General features: G+C 67.7%; 17 protein-coding genes. 12 read left to right on the top strand and 5 right to left on the bottom strand.

Features of this window, described 5'->3' with window-relative positions:
• The first annotated feature begins 34 nt into the window (after positions 1-34).
• From leuB to AC3XYG_RS27430, 5 genes are all read left to right on the top strand, one after another.
• On the top strand, positions 35-1,087 hold the full coding sequence (gene leuB / locus AC3XYG_RS27450; protein ID WP_489143081.1) for a 3-isopropylmalate dehydrogenase: 1,053 nt from the start codon (positions 35-37) through the stop codon (positions 1,085-1,087).
• Between the two features lie 104 nt (positions 1,088-1,191).
• Positions 1,192-2,214: an ABC transporter substrate-binding protein gene (locus AC3XYG_RS27445; protein ID WP_489143052.1), complete on the top strand. Its 1,023-nt coding sequence runs from the start codon at positions 1,192-1,194 to the stop codon at positions 2,212-2,214.
• A 32-nt stretch (positions 2,215-2,246) separates the two neighbouring features.
• Complete coding sequence (locus AC3XYG_RS27440; protein WP_489143051.1) at positions 2,247-3,065, top strand: ABC transporter ATP-binding protein; 819 nt, start codon at positions 2,247-2,249, stop codon at positions 3,063-3,065.
• A complete protein-coding gene (locus AC3XYG_RS27435; protein WP_489143050.1) occupies positions 3,046-3,852 on the top strand; it encodes an ABC transporter permease in 807 nt (268 codons plus the stop codon). Before AC3XYG_RS27440 ends, AC3XYG_RS27435 begins: the two co-directional genes overlap by 20 nt.
• A 57-nt stretch (positions 3,853-3,909) precedes the next feature.
• Complete coding sequence (locus AC3XYG_RS27430) at positions 3,910-4,677, top strand: SDR family NAD(P)-dependent oxidoreductase (protein ID WP_489143049.1); 768 nt, start codon at positions 3,910-3,912, stop codon at positions 4,675-4,677.
• Positions 4,678-4,744: 67 nt separating this feature from the next.
• Here the strand turns inward: AC3XYG_RS27430 and gcvA are convergent, their stop codons facing one another.
• Positions 4,745-5,647 carry a transcriptional regulator GcvA gene (gene gcvA / locus AC3XYG_RS27425; protein WP_489143048.1) on the bottom strand — a complete coding sequence of 301 codons (903 nt, stop codon included), beginning with the start codon at positions 5,645-5,647 and terminating at the stop codon, positions 4,745-4,747.
• A gap of 210 nt (positions 5,648-5,857) precedes the next feature.
• Between gcvA and leuC the strand changes: the two genes are divergently transcribed.
• Genes leuC through AC3XYG_RS27390 form a run of 7 tightly spaced genes read left to right on the top strand, consistent with a single transcriptional unit; the run spans position 5,858 to position 12,209 of the window.
• Positions 5,858-7,294, top strand: coding sequence for a 3-isopropylmalate dehydratase large subunit (gene leuC, locus AC3XYG_RS27420; RefSeq protein WP_489143047.1), 1,437 nt, complete (start codon positions 5,858-5,860; stop codon positions 7,292-7,294).
• The gene (gene leuD, locus AC3XYG_RS27415) at positions 7,291-7,929 is read left to right on the top strand and encodes a 3-isopropylmalate dehydratase small subunit (protein ID WP_489143046.1); all 639 of its coding nucleotides are present in this window, start codon (positions 7,291-7,293) and stop codon (positions 7,927-7,929) included. The genes leuC and leuD overlap by 4 nt, the downstream gene beginning before the upstream one ends.
• Complete coding sequence (locus tag AC3XYG_RS27410; RefSeq protein WP_489143045.1) at positions 7,926-8,819, top strand: isocitrate lyase/PEP mutase family protein; 894 nt, start codon at positions 7,926-7,928, stop codon at positions 8,817-8,819. The genes leuD and AC3XYG_RS27410 overlap by 4 nt, the downstream gene beginning before the upstream one ends.
• A gap of 60 nt (positions 8,820-8,879) precedes the next feature.
• A complete protein-coding gene (locus tag AC3XYG_RS27405) occupies positions 8,880-9,878 on the top strand; it encodes an ABC transporter substrate-binding protein (protein ID WP_489143044.1) in 999 nt (332 codons plus the stop codon).
• Positions 9,875-10,714 carry an ABC transporter ATP-binding protein gene (locus tag AC3XYG_RS27400; protein WP_489143043.1) on the top strand — a complete coding sequence of 280 codons (840 nt, stop codon included), beginning with the start codon at positions 9,875-9,877 and terminating at the stop codon, positions 10,712-10,714. Before AC3XYG_RS27405 ends, AC3XYG_RS27400 begins: the two co-directional genes overlap by 4 nt.
• Positions 10,711-11,463, top strand: a complete 753-nt coding sequence (locus tag AC3XYG_RS27395) for an ABC transporter permease (protein WP_489143042.1) — start codon at positions 10,711-10,713, stop codon at positions 11,461-11,463. Before AC3XYG_RS27400 ends, AC3XYG_RS27395 begins: the two co-directional genes overlap by 4 nt.
• Entirely contained in the window at positions 11,460-12,209 is a 750-nt protein-coding gene (locus AC3XYG_RS27390) for an ABC transporter permease (protein WP_489143041.1), read from the top strand. Before AC3XYG_RS27395 ends, AC3XYG_RS27390 begins: the two co-directional genes overlap by 4 nt.
• A gap of 79 nt (positions 12,210-12,288) precedes the next feature.
• Here AC3XYG_RS27390 and AC3XYG_RS27385 read toward each other — a convergent pair whose 3' ends face one another.
• The 4 genes from AC3XYG_RS27385 to AC3XYG_RS27370 form a co-directional block, all read right to left on the bottom strand.
• Positions 12,289-13,287: an ABC transporter ATP-binding protein gene (locus AC3XYG_RS27385; protein ID WP_489143040.1), complete on the bottom strand. Its 999-nt coding sequence runs from the start codon at positions 13,285-13,287 to the stop codon at positions 12,289-12,291.
• Positions 13,287-14,297: an ABC transporter ATP-binding protein gene (locus AC3XYG_RS27380; RefSeq protein WP_489143039.1), complete on the bottom strand. Its 1,011-nt coding sequence runs from the start codon at positions 14,295-14,297 to the stop codon at positions 13,287-13,289. Before AC3XYG_RS27380 ends, AC3XYG_RS27385 begins: the two co-directional genes overlap by 1 nt.
• Positions 14,294-15,175: an ABC transporter permease gene (locus AC3XYG_RS27375; protein ID WP_489143038.1), complete on the bottom strand. Its 882-nt coding sequence runs from the start codon at positions 15,173-15,175 to the stop codon at positions 14,294-14,296. The genes AC3XYG_RS27380 and AC3XYG_RS27375 overlap by 4 nt, the downstream gene beginning before the upstream one ends.
• The coding region (locus AC3XYG_RS27370; RefSeq protein ID WP_489143037.1) for an ABC transporter permease subunit at positions 15,175-15,408 on the bottom strand (234 nt) is incomplete at its 5' end. The genes AC3XYG_RS27375 and AC3XYG_RS27370, both read right to left, overlap by 1 nt.

The following is a 15,408-nucleotide window of genomic DNA, read 5'->3' as shown; positions in this document are numbered from 1 at the left end:
TGTTCAAGGAGAGACGTTCGTGAAGATCGCGATCATGGCCGGTGACGGTATCGGCCCCGAGGTCGTCGGCCAGGCGGTGAAGGTGCTACGGCTGGTGGCGCCCCACGCCGAGACGGAGGAAGCCCCGATCGGCCAGGCCGGCATCGAGGCGCGCGGCAAGCCGCTGCCCGATGAAACCCTGGCCCTGGCGCGGCGTGTCGATGCGATCCTGTTCGGATCGGTCGGTGTGGCGGATGAGGCCGACATCCCGCGCGACCAGCGGCCGGGGACGGGGCTGCTGCAGCTGCGGGAGGCGCTGACGCTGTTCGCGAATTTCCGCCCGGCCTTCATGTTCCCCGAGCTGATCGGCGCCTCGACGCTCAAGCCGGAGGTGGTCGACGGGCTCGACCTCGTGATCCTGCGGGAGCTCAACGGCGACGTCTATTTCGGCAAGCCGCGCGGCTTCGAGACCAATGAGAAGGGCGAGCGCGTCGGCTTCAACACCATGCGCTATTCGGAATCCGAGGTCGAACGCATCGCCCATGCTGCCTTCCGGGCCGCGCGCAAACGGCGGCACAAGGTCTGCTCCGTCGACAAGGCCAATGTGCTGGAGACCATGCAGCTCTGGCGCGAGGTGGTGACCCGTGTCGGCCGCGAATACCCCGATGTCGAGCTGAGCCACCTGTTCATCGACGCGGCGTCCATGTCGCTGATGCGGAACCCGAAGCAGTTCGACGTGATCGTCACCGGCAACATGTTCGGCGACATCCTGTCGGACGCGGCGGCGATGCTGACCGGATCGATCGGCATGCTGCCCTCGGCCTCCCTCGGGCTGGACCGCAAAGGGCTGTACGAGCCCGTGCACGGCTCGGCCCCGGACATCGCCGGCCAGGACGTGGCCAACCCGCTGGCCGCGATCCTGTCGCTGGCGATGATGCTGCGTGAGAGCTTCGAGCTGGAAGACAAGGCGCGACAGGTGGAAAGCGCGGTCCGCACCGTGCTCGCCCAGGGGTATCGCACCGGCGACATCTATCAGCCCGGCACGCGCCGGGTGGGCACCGCGGAGATGGGCGACGCAGTCGTCCGGGCGCTGCAGTCGGCGGCATAGGTCACGGCGGGTTCGGGCCGCCAGCTTCGGCCCGGACCAACGCCCCGCAACCTGCCCCGGACATCACAACCAACCAACAAGCCAAAGCAGACGGAGGAGACACGATGAAGCTCGGAACCACGCTTGCGCTGTGTGCGGCCGCGATCCTGTCGATGACGACGGTAGCGGGCGCCCAGGACCGGCCGGAGAAGACGGAGATCCACATCGGCGCCGCCTCGGTCGGCATGACCTATCTGCCCCTCCTGGTGGCGAAGCAGCTCGGCTACTTCCAGGATGAGGGGCTCGACGTCACCATCGCGGCCTTTTCCGGCGGCTCGAAGGCCCTGGAGGCGCTCATGGGTGGCAGCACGGATGTCGTCGCCGGCGCCTATTCCAACACCCTGACCATGGCGGCCAAGGGCCAGCCCCTGGTGACCTTCGCCGCCCAGGTGAACTGCCCGGCCTGGATCTTCGGCATCGCCAAGAAGAACGAAGGCATCGTCCATTCGGCAGCCGATCTCAAGGGCATGCGCGTCGGCGTCAGCGCGCCGGGGTCGAGCACCCACATGGCCCTCAACTACATCCTGCACCAGGCAGGGCTGCAGCCGGAGGACGTGTCGATCATCGGCGTGGGCCAGGCCGCCGGCGCCGTGGCGGCGATCCGCGCCGGGCAGATCGACGCGCTGATCGTCAACGATCCCTCGGCCACCATCCTGATGGACAGTGGCGACATGATTCCGCTGGCCGAGATGCGGACGGCAGAGGGCAACAAGGCGGTCTTCGGCTCCGACTATCCGGAATCGAGCCTATACACGACGAAGGCGTTCATCGACGAGAACCCGAAGACCGTGCAGGCCGTGACGAACGCCATCGTCCGCGCCGAGCACTTTATCGCTCAGGCGACGCCACAGGAGGTGGCCGACAGCGTCCCGCCGGAATATGTCGGCGACGACAAGGTGCTCTACGCCAAGGCGTTCGAGAACAGCCGCCGCTGCATCTCGCAGACCGGTGTGCTGTCGGACCAGGGCGCGCAGACCGTGCGCAACGTCCTGACCGCCTTCGACCCCAGCATCGGCTCGGCCCCGATCGATCTCGGCGCCACCTATGACAACAGCTTTGCGACCAAAGCCGCGGGCACGGTCCGGTGAGCGTCGCGGTTCGCAGGATCGGCGAGCAGGCCATGCCCCAGGACGCACAGCACGCGCTGCGATTCGACGGGGTGACCTGCACCTTCGCCAGCAACGAAGGGGCCGGCAAGACCTACACCGCGGTGCGGGACGTGAACCTGGAGGTGCGGGAGGGCGAGTTCCTGTCCGTCGTCGGGCCGACCGGCTGCGGCAAGTCCACCCTGCTCAACGTGGCGGCGGGCCTGATGCGCCCCTCCTCCGGCACGCTGAGCGTGTTCGGCCAGCCCCTGAGCCAGGGGCTGAACAAGGACGCATCCTACCTGTTCCAGGTGGATGCGCTGATGCCGTGGAAGACGGCAGAGGACAATGTCGCCGCCGGCCTGCTGTTCCATGGCAAGCCGAAGGCGGAGGCCTTGCAGATCGCGCGCGAATGGCTGGTGCGGGTCGGGCTCCACGGGCACGGCCGGAAATATCCCCACCAGATGTCGGGCGGCATGCGCAAGCGGGCCGGCCTGGCCCAGGCGCTCGCGCTCGACCCCCGCATCCTGCTGATGGACGAGCCGTTCAGCGCGCTCGACATCCAGACCCGGCAGCTGATGGAAGACGAGCTGCTGCAGATCTGGTCGGCCGACCGCAAGTCGGTGGTGTTCGTGACCCATGATCTGGAGGAAGCGATTTCGCTGTCGGACCGGGTCGTGGTGCTGTCCGCAGGCCCCGGCACGCGGCCCATCGCGGAATTCGAGATCGACCTGGACCGTCCGCGCCAAGTCGCGGAGATCCGGATGACGCAGCGATTCCTGCAACTGCACGCCGCGATCTGGGACGTGCTGAAGGGAGAGGTGTTGAAAAGCTATGCGCGCAACCGCTCTTGACCCGCGCAACCATGTCCTGGTGCTGGCCTGCCGCCTGGCCCTGCTGTTCGGCGGCCTGTTCCTGTGGTGGCTGCTGACCGCGACGGGGGTGCTGTCGACCTTCTTCTTCGGCGATCCGATCGGCGTCGCCAGGCGCCTGTGGATCTGGTTCGCCACCGGGTCGGTCTTCCTGCATCTCTACACCACCCTGGTGGAGACCCTCCTGGCCTTCGCCATCGGCACCATATTGGGGCTGGGGATCGGGCTGTGGCTGGCGCTCACCCCGTTCCTCGCCGCCGTAACCGACCCGTTCATCAAGGCGTTCAACTCGATGCCCCGCCTGATCTTCGCGCCGGTATTCGCGCTGTGGTTCGGGCTCGGCATCTGGTCGAAGGTGGCGCTGGGCGTGACCCTGGTCTTCTTCGTGGTGTTCTTCAACGTCTACCAGGGCGTGCGCGAGGTCAGCCCGGTGGTGCTGTCCAACACCCGAATGATGGGCGCGAATTCGCGTGAGCTGCTGCGCCATGTCTACGTGCCGTCGGCGATGAGCTGGGTGTTCTCCAGCCTGCACAACGCGGTGGGCATCGCCTTCGTCGGCAGCGTGGTGGGCGAGTATCTCGGCTCGGAAAAAGGGATCGGCTACCTGATCCTGCTCGCCGAAGGGGTGTTCGACATCAATTCGGTGATCGCCGGCATCCTGCTGCTGACCGTGTTCGCGCTCGTGCTCGACACCGCGGTGTCGATGTTCGAGGAGCGGTTCATGCGGTGGCGCCCGGTCGCCGGGCAGCCGGTGGGCGCCAACGCCTGAGAGAGCGGGCCGGCATCCCCAGCCCGCCCGACCCCATTTTCATCAGAGGCAACGATCTTGCAGCTCAACACGATCAATCTCGACAAGCGGGTCGCCGTGGTGACCGGCGGCGCGCAGGGCATCGGCTACGAAGTGGCCGACCGCTTCCTCCGATCCGGGGCGCCGCTGGTCATCTGGGACGACAATGAGGACGGATTGCAGACCGCCAAGGGCACGCTGGCCGCCGCCACAGGGCGGGACGATATCCACACCATGCGGGTCGACATCGCCGACAACGCCAGCGTCGAGGCCGCGGTGGCCGGAACGGTCGAGGCGCTGGGGCGCATCGACATCCTGGTGAACAACGCCGCGATCGTCGGCCCGAATGCGCCTTTGGCGGACTACCCGCTGGACGCCTGGCGCAGCGTGCTGGACGTCGATGTCAACGGCACCTTCTATTGCTGCCGGGCCGTCGCGCCTGTCATGACGGCGCAGAATTACGGCCGCATCGTCAATGTCGCGTCGATCGCCGGCAAGGAGGGCAACCCCAATGCCGCCGCCTATAGCGCGGCCAAAGCCGCGGTGATCGCCATGACCAAGTCGCTGGGCAAGGAACTGGCCGGCCACGACATCGCGGTCAATTGCGTCACCCCGGCCGTCGCCCGCACGCCGGGCGCGATGGAGCAGGCACCGGAGCACATCAAATACATGCTCAGCCGGATTCCGCGCGGGCGGTTCCTGGAACTGGCCGAAGCGGCCGGGATGATCGCCTGGCTGGTCAGCGCCGAGAATTCCTTCACGACCGGCGCTGTCTTCGATCTCTCGGGCGGCCGCGCAACCTACTGATCGAAACGACCGCCGACAAGGGCCCGGGGCCGCGATCGCAGCCCCGGCATCGCCCCTTCCAAGCGGCCTACCGGGCCTCTTCCATGACGTTGGCTTCCTGGACGATCCATTGCTCGAAGGCCTTGACCAGGGGTGCGTCCCGCTTGGCTCCAGGGTAGGCCAGATAATAGGCGCTGGATGTCTTTGCCCTCAATGCCAGCGGTGCGATCAGCCGGCCGGTCCGCAGATCCTCCTCGACGAAGGCGCGCTGCGCCATGACGATTCCAAGCTCGTCGATCGCCGCTTGGTAGGCCAGCGCGGAGTTCTCGAATTTCAGCCCGCTGTTGCCGTCGACCGTGTCGACCGCGGCCGCCTGCAGCCAGGTCGGCCAGTCGTCGGGCCTGTGCATGGAACACAAGAGAACGTGTTGCGAGAGATCGGCCGGCGCAGCGGGCGCGCCCGTCCGGCTGAGCAGGCCGGGGCTGCAGACCGGCAGCAGGATTTCGCCGAACAGCCGGCGGCAGGCGACGCCCGTCAGCGGTGCAGGACCCGAATGGATGCAGATATCGATGTCTTCCCGATCGAAATCGACCGTCTGATGCGATGTCGTGATCTGCACGTCGATCTGGCGATGCAACGCGTGGAAACGGGCAAGGCGGGGGACGAACCAGCGGATCGCAAAGGTCGGCGGCAGCTTGATGCGCAAGGTGTTGTCCTGCGGCCGGTGCTGCAGCCGGCGCACCTGCGTTTCGATCTGATCGAATGCGGTGCCCAGCACCGCCGCAAAGGCAGCTCCCTCCGGCGTGATCTCGATGCCGCGTCGGATGCGCGCGCAGAGCCGCAGGCCGAGCCAGTCTTCGAGTTGCGAGACATGTCGGCTGACGGCGCCTTGCGTGACCGAAAGCTCCTGTGCCGCCCGGGTCAGGCTGCCGTTGCGGGCCGCGGCCTCGAAGGCGCGCAGGGCGTTGAGCGGTGGCAGGCGACGAGTCATTTGCTCTGAGTTTTCCTGAGAGAAATATGATCAAATTGAGACTATTCCCTGCCTCGCCCGGGCGCTAGCCTGCATCATCAAGAACGCACAGCTCGGCCATTTCTGCAGGGCACGAGCGTCTGGGACCGCGCCGGAACGGCTTGCATGCGCAGGCACGGCAGGGAGGAGCAGCGATGTCACGAGCCCCTAAAGCCTTGATGGCCCTTGGCCATGGCTGCTGACCCGCAGGCCGGCCGCATCGGGCCGCTGACCATCTTCGAAAAGATCTGGACCGCCCATCTCGTCCGGCAGCTGGAGGACGGCCGCGACCTGCTGTTCGTCGACCGGCATGTGCTGCAGGAGACGACAAGCGCGCCGGCCTTCGAGGGCCTGCGCCGGGCGGGGCGCCCGGTCCGGTACCCCGAGCTGACGGTCGCCACCCAGGATCACATCGTCTCCACGGCGCCGGGCCGCACCGAGGACAGCAACCCGACCGGGCGTGAGCTCCTCGGCCTGATGCGGCGCAACGCCTATGAGAACCACATCCGGCACTACGGCGTGGACGACCCGCGGCAGGGCATCGTGCATGTCATCGGGCCGGAGCTTGGCATCGCCCTGCCCGGCTGCGTCCTGACCTGCGGCGACAGCCACACCTCCACCGTCGGCGGCCTCGGGGCCATCGGGATCGGCGTCGGCACCAGCGAGGTCGAGCATGTGCTGGCGACGCAGACGCTGGCCATGGCGCGGCCGCAGCGGATGCGGATCAGGTTCGAAGGCCGGGCCGGGGCCGGCGTCACCGCCAAGGACCTGATCCTGCGAGTCATGGGGCAATACGGCATCGCCGCCGGCCGCGGCTGTGCCGTTGAATATGCCGGCGCGGCGATCGAGGCGCTATCAGTCGAAGCCCGCCTCACCCTCTGCAACATGTCGATCGAGCTCGGCGCCCGGCTCGGCCTCGTGGCGCCGGACGAAAAGACCATCGCCTATGTGCGGGGCCGCGAATTCGCGCCGCAGGGCGAGGCCTTCGACCGCGCCGCCGCCGCGTGGCGGGCGCTGCGGACGGATCCCGGCGCCGTGTTCGACCGCGACGTCGCCATCGACTGCACCCGCATCGCACCACAGGTCACCTGGGGGACATCGCCGCAGGACGTGGCCGGGGTGGATGAGCGGGTGCCCGATCCCGCCAGCTTCGGCGACGCCAAGCGACGCGACCTTGCCGCCGCAGCCCTCCGCTACATGGGTCTCGAACCGGGCACGCCGCTGGACAGTATCCCGATCGACATCGCCTTCATCGGCTCCTGCACCAATTCGCGGCTCTCCGACCTCGAAGCCGCCGCGGATATCGTGCGCGGGCGCAAGGTGGCGCCGGGCGTCCGGGCGCTGGTCGTGCCCGGCTCGATGTCGGTGAAGGCGGAGGCCGAGGCGCGCGGCCTGCACCGTGTCTTCCGGGACGCCGGTTTCGAATGGCGCGACGCCGGCTGCTCCATGTGCGTGAGCATCAACGAAGACGTGGTGCCGCCCGGCGCCCGCTGCATCGCCACCTCCAACCGCAATTTCGAGAACCGCCAGGGGCCGCGCAGCCGCACTCATCTGGCCAGCCCGGCCATGGCCGCCGCCGCCGCGATCAGCGGTCACATTGCCGATGTCCGAAAGATGGGCCGAGCATGAGAGACCCGTTCACCGACGTCGAAGGCGTCATGGCGACGATGCTGTCCGCCAACATCAACACCGATGCGATCATCCCGTCAGCCTGGCTGCGCACGGCCAGCGCCGACTACGGCAAGGGCCTGTTCGGCGGCCATCGCTATGACGAGGCCGGCGGGGAGCGGCCGGATTTCGTGCTCAACCGCCCGCCGTTCCGGTCGGCCCGGATCCTGTTGGCCGAGGAGAATTTCGGCTGCGGCTCGTCACGCGAAGCGGCGGTCTGGGCGCTGCTGCAGTTCGGCATCCGCTGCGTGCTGGCGCCCAGCTTCGCCGACATCTTCTACGAGAACGCGTTCCGCAGCGGCCTGCTGGCCGGCCTGGTCGATCCGGCCACGCTGGGCGCGCTGGCGCAATCCGCCGAGCGCCATGCCGCACACCCAATCTATCGCGTCGACCTGCCCGCCCGCAGGATCACGGCGCCGGACGGCACCGGCCACAGCTTCCGCGTGCCGGCCTCCCTGGCCGACCCGTTGATCCGCGGCGACGATGCGATCGACACCACCCTGCGGCATGTCGGTGAGATCGAAGCCTATTATGCCGCTGCGAAAACCGAGCGCGGATGGCTGTACGACGCCGCCGAACCGGGAAGAGATTTGTGAAGAGACCCACCTTCCGCCACGCGCTCGCGCGGGAAACGCCCCTGGTCACACCGCTGGCGCATGATGCCCTGTCGGCACGGCTGATCGAGGATGCAGGCTTCAACGCCTTCACCGTCGGCGGCTCGGCCATGCTTGCCGCCCGCCATGCCTATCCCGATATCGGCCTGATCGGCCTGACCGACATGGCGGACGGGCTGCGCGACATTGCCGCCGCATCGTGCCTGCCGTTCCTGGCGGATGCCGATGACGGCTATGGCGACGTCAAGAGCGTGGCCCGCACCGTCGCCGCCTATGAGGCCATCGGCGTCAGCGGCTTCCTGCTTGAAGACCAGGATCGCGACCGCAAACAGCAGCGGGCGGAAAAGGCCGCAGCCGTGGCCGATGAGGCGGTGATCGAGGCGAAGCTGCGCGCAGCGCTGGCGGCGCGGACCAACCCGGAAACCTTCATCATCGGCCGCACCGATGCCTATGGCCCGCTCGGCCTCGACGCCGCGATGCGGCGGGCGGAGCGGTTCCTGGCGCTCGGTGTCGACGGGATCTTCATCGCCGGCCTTAGGAGCGAAGACGACTATCGCCGGGTCGGCGCGGCCTTCAAGGGCGCGTTCCTGTCCGCCGCGATGTTCGAGGGCGGTGACACGCCCTGGCTGGCGCCGGCGGATCTCGGTTCCATGGGCTTTACCCAGGTGTCCTATCCATCCAGCCTGCTGCTGCGCATCGTCGGGGTGATGCAGGACGGGCTCGCCGCCCTGCGACGCCATGCCGACGGCATCGAACCGTTGCAGCCCTTCGCCCAGGCGGCACCGGCGAGGAGTGCGCTCGACAGGGCCGTGCGGCTGTCCGACTGGCGGACGATCGAAACCACCGCACCGGCGACCGGCACGGCGAAATAGACGACACAAACAGATGTCTCCGCGCGCGTCGCGGCGGCGTTGGAAAACAGGGAGGACCAGATGGGAAGAGCGTTCTTGAAGCTGGCACGCATCACGGCCGCCTGCGCCTTGGCCGGCACGATGGTCGTCGGCATGGCCCGGGCCGACGACATCGTGGTCAGCAATTACGGCGTGTCCGCCAACGGCATGCCGTTCGCTGTGGCCCTGGCCAAGGGCTTCTTCAAGGACGAAGGCGCCGACGTCACCGGCATCCTGTCCTCGGCCGGTGGCGGCACCACGCTGCGCAACATGCTGGCCGGCAGCGCGCCCTATGCCGAGGTCAATCCCAATGCGGTGATCGCGGCGATCCAGCAGGGCGCCGACGTCAAGATCATCAGCGACAACGTGCTGACCGTCGCCGAATTCGTCTGGGCGGTGAAGCTCGATTCCCCGATCAAATCCGTGGCGGATCTGAAGGGCAAGAAGATCGGCTACACCAATCCGCGCTCGACCAGCCAAGCCCTGGCGACGCTGGTCCTGCAATCGGCCGGGCTGAAGACCGAGGATGCCGAACTGGTCAAGACCGGCGGCTTCGGCGAAGGCGTCGCCGCCCTCGATACCGGCCTGGTCGATGCAGCACCAATCCCCGAGCCGCTGTGGTCGAAATACAAGGACAATTACCGGCCGATCGCCCGGGCGACGGAGATCCTGCCGCCGATCGCCAATGTGGTCGGCGTCGCCTCGATGTCCCAGGCCGACAGCAAGGGCGATTTCATCCGGGGCGTCATCCGCGCCCGGATCAAGGCCGTCCAATTCATGAAGGACCATCCGGACGAGGCCGGCGACATCGTCGCCAAGGCGTACAACCTGGAGTCGGACGTGGCGCGCAACGCCGTGCGCGCCCTGGTGACCAGCAGGACCGATGGGGTCGAATACTGGGGCACCGGCCAGATCCAGCTCTCGGGGCTCGAGAAGGCGATCGAGGTGCAGAAGATGGTCGGCGCGATCTCCGGCGATGTCGACGCCAAGAGCATCGTCGACACGCGGTTCCTTCCGGACGACATCAAGGCACTGCAATGAACATGGCGATCACCAATGTCGCCCAGGTGTCCCTGCGGGATGTCGACAAGGTCTTCAACCGGCCGGGCAAGGCGGCGGAGCCCATCCACGCCCTCGGGCCGATCGACCTCGATCTCCGGCGCGGCGAGTTCTTCGCCGTCGTCGGGCCCTCGGGCTGCGGCAAGTCGACCCTGCTCGAGCTGATCGCCGGCCTGTCGACGGCATCGCGCGGCGACGTCGCCTTCGAAGGGCGGCCCATCGCCGGCAAGATCCCCGATGGCGTCGGCGTGGTGTTCCAGGAGGACGCGTCGTTTCCCTGGCTGTCCGTGGTCGACAACATCGCCTTCGGACTGCGCCGCATGAACCTGGCAAAGGGCGAGCGCGAGGCCCGGATCGAGCGGGCGCTCGCCATGATGGGGCTGGGGCCGTTCGCCCGCAGCTTTCCGGCCCAGTTGTCGGGCGGCATGCGCCAGCGCGTCTGCATCGCCCGCACCCTGGTGACGGAGCCGCGGCTGATCCTGCTCGATGAGCCCTTCGCGGCCCTCGACCAGCAGACCCGGCTGCTGATGGGCGACGAGGTGCTGAACCTGTGGCGCAAGACCGGCGCCACGATCTTCCTGATCACCCATGCCCTGGACGAGGCCACCATGCTGGCCGACCGCATCGGCGTGATGTCGGCCCGGCCCGGGCGACTGATCGACATCGTCGAGACCGGCTGGCCGAAGGACCGCGACAGCCGCATCGTGCAGGAAGAGCGGTTCGGTGCGATCACGGCACGGCTCTGGGGCTTCCTGCGCGAAGAATCGATCAAGGCGATCGGCAGGCCCGGCGCCGGCGGGGCCGGAGGCAAGCCATGAAACCCGCGACGCTCTGGCGGATCGGCCTCGTGGTCGCCCTCGTGCTGTTGCTGGAAGGACTCTGCCTCACGGGCTTCATCGACAAGCTGACGATGCAGCCGCCGCACGTCATGATCGCGGACATCGTGCACATGCTGGTGTCGGGATCGCTCAACGCCGCGATCGCCAAGACGCTCGGCAACTCGGCGATCGCCTTCGGCCTGGCCATGGTCATCGGCGTCGCCGCCGCAATCGGAATCCATCGCTTCAAGGCCGTGCGCGAGACGCTCGACCCGCTCTTCGCCACCTACTACGCGATCCCGATCTTCGCCTTCTATCCGCTGCTGATCATCCTGTTCGGCCTCGGCGACGCACCGGAAATCTTCATCGGCACGATGCTCGGCGTCGTCGGCGTGATCGTCAGCACGATGAACGGGCTGGACCGCGTGCCGCGCGTGCTGCTGAAGACGGCCCAGATCTCCGGCTTCGGCACCCTGGAAACGGCGTGGCGCATCACCCTGCCCTACGCCGCGCCCTACATCCTGTCGGGCGCCAAGCTGGCCGTCGCCTATTCGCTGATCGGCATCATCGGCGCGGAGTTCATCATGTCGTCGAGCGGCATGGGGTACGAGATCAGCTTCGCCTACAACAACTTCGACAATGCGACGATGTATCCGCTGATCATCCTGGTCCTGGTGGTGGCGGGCACGCTCAACGCCGGCCTGGCGCTCTGGGAGAAGACGCTGATGATCCGGCGGGGGCTGGCATGAACGGTTCGTCCTTTCGTTCGCTGCGCAACGGCGCCGCCCTGATCCTGATCATCCTGGCCTGCTGGCAGGGCCTGTACTGGATCGTCGGGGATGTCGCCCTGCGATCGCCGTTGCAGACCGTTCTGTTCACCGCGAAGCTCCTGGCGTCGGACAGCTTCTGGCCGCATGTCGCGGAAACCGCGACGGCCTTCGCCGTGGCGCTGCTGCTGTCGGTCGTTCTCGGCCTCGCGATCGGTTTCGCCCTCGGCATCAACCGCTTCGCCAACGAGGTGTTCGAGCCGATGCTCGTCACCGCCTATTCCATCCCCAAGATTACGCTGTATCCGATCCTGCTGCTGATGTTCGGCCTCGGCATCTCGGCGAAGATCGCCTTCGGCACCATCCACGGCGTCATCCCGGTTGCGCTGTTCACCATCAGTGCGGTGCGCAACATCCGCCCGGTCCTGGTCAAGAGCGGCCGGGTCATCGGCCTCGGGCCAATCGACATGGTGATGCGCGTGCTGCTGCCAGCGGCGATGCCCGAGATCTTCGCCGGGCTGCGGATCGGCTTCTCGCTGACCCTGATCGGGACGCTGCTCGGCGAGATGTTCGCCTCCCAGCGCGGCATCGGCTTCCTGCTGATGAACGCCATCGGCCTGCACAACATCGACCTGGTCATGGCGCTGACCTTTCTGCTCACGCTGTTCGCCGGCGCTGCGAGCACGTTCCTGCTCTATCTCAACCGCCGGCTGCAAAGCCCGGCCTGACATCCGGTCGCCGACAGCGCTCGCTGAAGATCGCTTTCGATGCCGGGCGTCGATCGCGGCCGAGATGGGGAGACCAGCCTCAGATCGGGATCGGGTTGGCCTTGGCGAAATGGCAGGCCGCGAGATGCCCGTTGCCGACCGACGCCAGCGCCGGCCGTTCGCGGGCGCAGACCTCCTGCGCCAGCGGACAGCGGGTGCGGAAGCTGCAGCCGGAGGGGATATCGGACGGGCTCGGCACATCGCCCTGCAGGATGATGCGCTTCTGCGGCTGGTCGGGATCCGGCTCCGGCGCGGCCGAGAGCAGCGCCTGGGTGTAGGGATGGTGCGGCGTGCCGTAGACCGCCGCCTTCGGCCCCGTCTCGACGATCCGCCCGAGATACATCACCGCGACCCGGTCGGCGATGTGCCGTACCACGGCGAGATCATGGGCGATGAACAGGTAGGAGAGGTTCTTCTGCTCCTGCAGATCCTGCAGCAGGTTGACGATCTGGGCCTGGATCGAGACGTCGAGTGCCGAGACCGGTTCGTCCGCCACGATGAAGGCGGGGTCGAGCGAGATCGCCCGGGCGATGCCGATGCGCTGGCGCTGGCCGCCGGAGAACTGGCGGGGATAGCGATCCATGGTGGAGGGCGGCAGCCCGACCTGGCGCAGCAGGTCCGCCACCCTGTCGCGCCGCTCCCGTCGCGACTTCACCAGGCCGAACACCTCGAGCGGCTCGGCGATGATCTCGGCAATGCTGCGCCGCGGGCTGAGCGAGCCGTAGGGATCCTGGAAGATCATCTGGACCTGCCGGCGCATCGCCCGCATCTGGCCGTGCGACAGGCTGGTCAGGTCGGTGCCGTCGACGAAGACATGGCCGGCGCTGGGCTCGATCAGCCGCAGCATCAAACGGCCGAGCGTGGACTTGCCGCAGCCGGATTCGCCGACCAGCGCCAGCGTCTCGCCACGGTGAATCTCCAGCGAGACGTCGTCGACCGCGCGCACCGCCGGGCGCGGCCGCCCGAAGGACAGGCCGCCGCCGTCCAGGAAGGTCTTGGTCAGCCCCTCGGCCCGAACCAGAGTCGCCCCGCCGTTCATCACATGGCCCTCGCATTGGGCACCGGCTCGGCCGGGAGCGCCTGGGCCGTGACCCAGCAGGCGGCCTGGTGCTGCGGGCCGAAGCTGAACATCGGCGGCTGCTCGACGGCGCAGCGGTCGATCCGCAGCGGGCATCGAGGCTGGAACGGACAGCCGGAGCCGAGGCTGCCGGCCTGGGGCACCGATCCGGCGATCTGGTAGAGCCGCCGACGGTCGTCGTTGAGCCGCGGGATCGACTGCAACAGGCCCTGGGTATAGGGGTGCGACGGCCGCCGGAAGATGGATCGCACGTCGGCATCCTCCACCACCCGGCCGGCATACATCACGATCACCCGCTCGCAGATATCGGCGATGACGCCGAGATCGTGCGAGATCAACAGCACCGCCGTATTCAGCGTGGCCCTGATCTTCTTCATCAGGTCCAGCACCTGGGCCTGGATGGTCACATCCAGCGCCGTGGTCGGCTCGTCCGCGATCAGGAGTTTTGGGTGACAGGCGATGGCCATGGCGATCATCACCCGCTGGCGCATGCCACCGGAGAACTGGTGCGGATAGGCGCCCAGCCGGCGCTCGGGGTCGGGCATGCCCACCAGCCGCAGCATCTCGACGACCTTGCGGCGGCGCTCCTCCCGGCTGACATGCTCATGCAACAGGATGGCCTCGCCGATCTGGTCGCCGATGGTCATGACCGGATTCAGCGAGCTCATCGGCTCCTGGAAGATCATGGCGATGTCGCGGCCGCGGATCTCCGGCATCCGCGCCCGCGGCAGGGCCAGGAGGTCGGTGCCGTTGAACAGGATGCGGCCCTGCGCGATCCGGCCCGGCGGCTCCGGGATCAGCCGCAGGATCGACAGCGAGGTCATCGATTTGCCGGAGCCGGATTCACCGACGATGCCGAGCGACCCGCCGGCCTGGATCTCGAAGCCGACGCGGTCGACCACCCGCAGCGGCGCCGCCTTCGGGCCGAATTCGACGACCAGATCCTCGACCTTCAGCAGGGGCACGGTCACGAGGCGGTCTCCGGGTCCAGGGCGTCGCGCACCGCATCGCCGAACAGGTTGAAGGCGAGGACGATGCAGGTGATGGCGAAGCCGGCGCCGATGATCGGCCAGGGTGACCCGAACAGGTTGTTGAGCCCATCGCGGATGATGTTGCCCCAGCTCGGGTTCGGCGGCTGGGTGCCGAGCCCGAGGAAGCTGAGCGAGGCTTCGAGCCGGATGGCCGAGGCGACCCACAGCGTCACCAGCACGACGATCGGGGCCGAGATGTTCGGCACGATATGGCGGAAGATGATCACCGGCGTGCTGACCCCGACCGCGACCGCGGCCTCGATATAGGGTTCCTGCTTCACCGATAGGGTCTGGGCCCGGGCGACACGGGCAAAGCCGGGCACGAAGGCGACCGTCAGCACGGCGACGACGTTCCAGAAGCCACCGCCCAGCGCCGCCGCGATGATGATCGCCAGCAGCAGCTCCGGGAACGCCAGCAGCAGGTCGACGAGACGGGAGATGATGCGGTCGACCACGCCGCCGAAATAGCCGGCGACGACGCCGAGCGTGGTGCCGACAAGCGCTGCCAGGGTCGGCGAGAGCAAACCGAAGATCAGCGAGTTGCGGGATCCGTAGATCATCCGGGACAGCACGTCTCGGCCGAACTGGTCGGTGCCCAGCCAATGCGCCCAGGACGGGATCTGGTTGATCTTGAGGACGCTCTGCGCCAGCGGATTGTAGGGTGCGATCCAGGGCGCCAGCACGGCCACCGCGACAAAGATCACGATGATCAGGCCGGCGAAGATGGTGGCCGGGCGGCCCAGCATGATGCGCAGCAGGATCGCGAACCGGTTCGGCGCCGGGGCGATGGTGTCGGCGGTGTCGATGATCGCGGCCATCAGGTCACCCGGATCCGCGGATCGACGATGATGTAGACGAAGTCCATCAGCAGGTTCACCAGCACCACGAACAGGGCGAAGACGATCACGCCGCCCTGGATGACGGCGTAGTCGCGCTCGGTGATCGCACCGATCAGCAGCTTGCCGATGCCGGGGCGGTTGAACACCAGCTCGATGGCCACCGAGCCGGAGAGCGTCGCCAGCAGGCTGAGGCCCAGGCCGGTGGAGAGCGG

It is taken from the genome of Inquilinus sp., assembly GCF_057815775.1.
The sequence above is the reverse complement of the archived record's forward strand: the minus strand, read 5'-3'. Positions and strand labels throughout refer to the sequence as shown.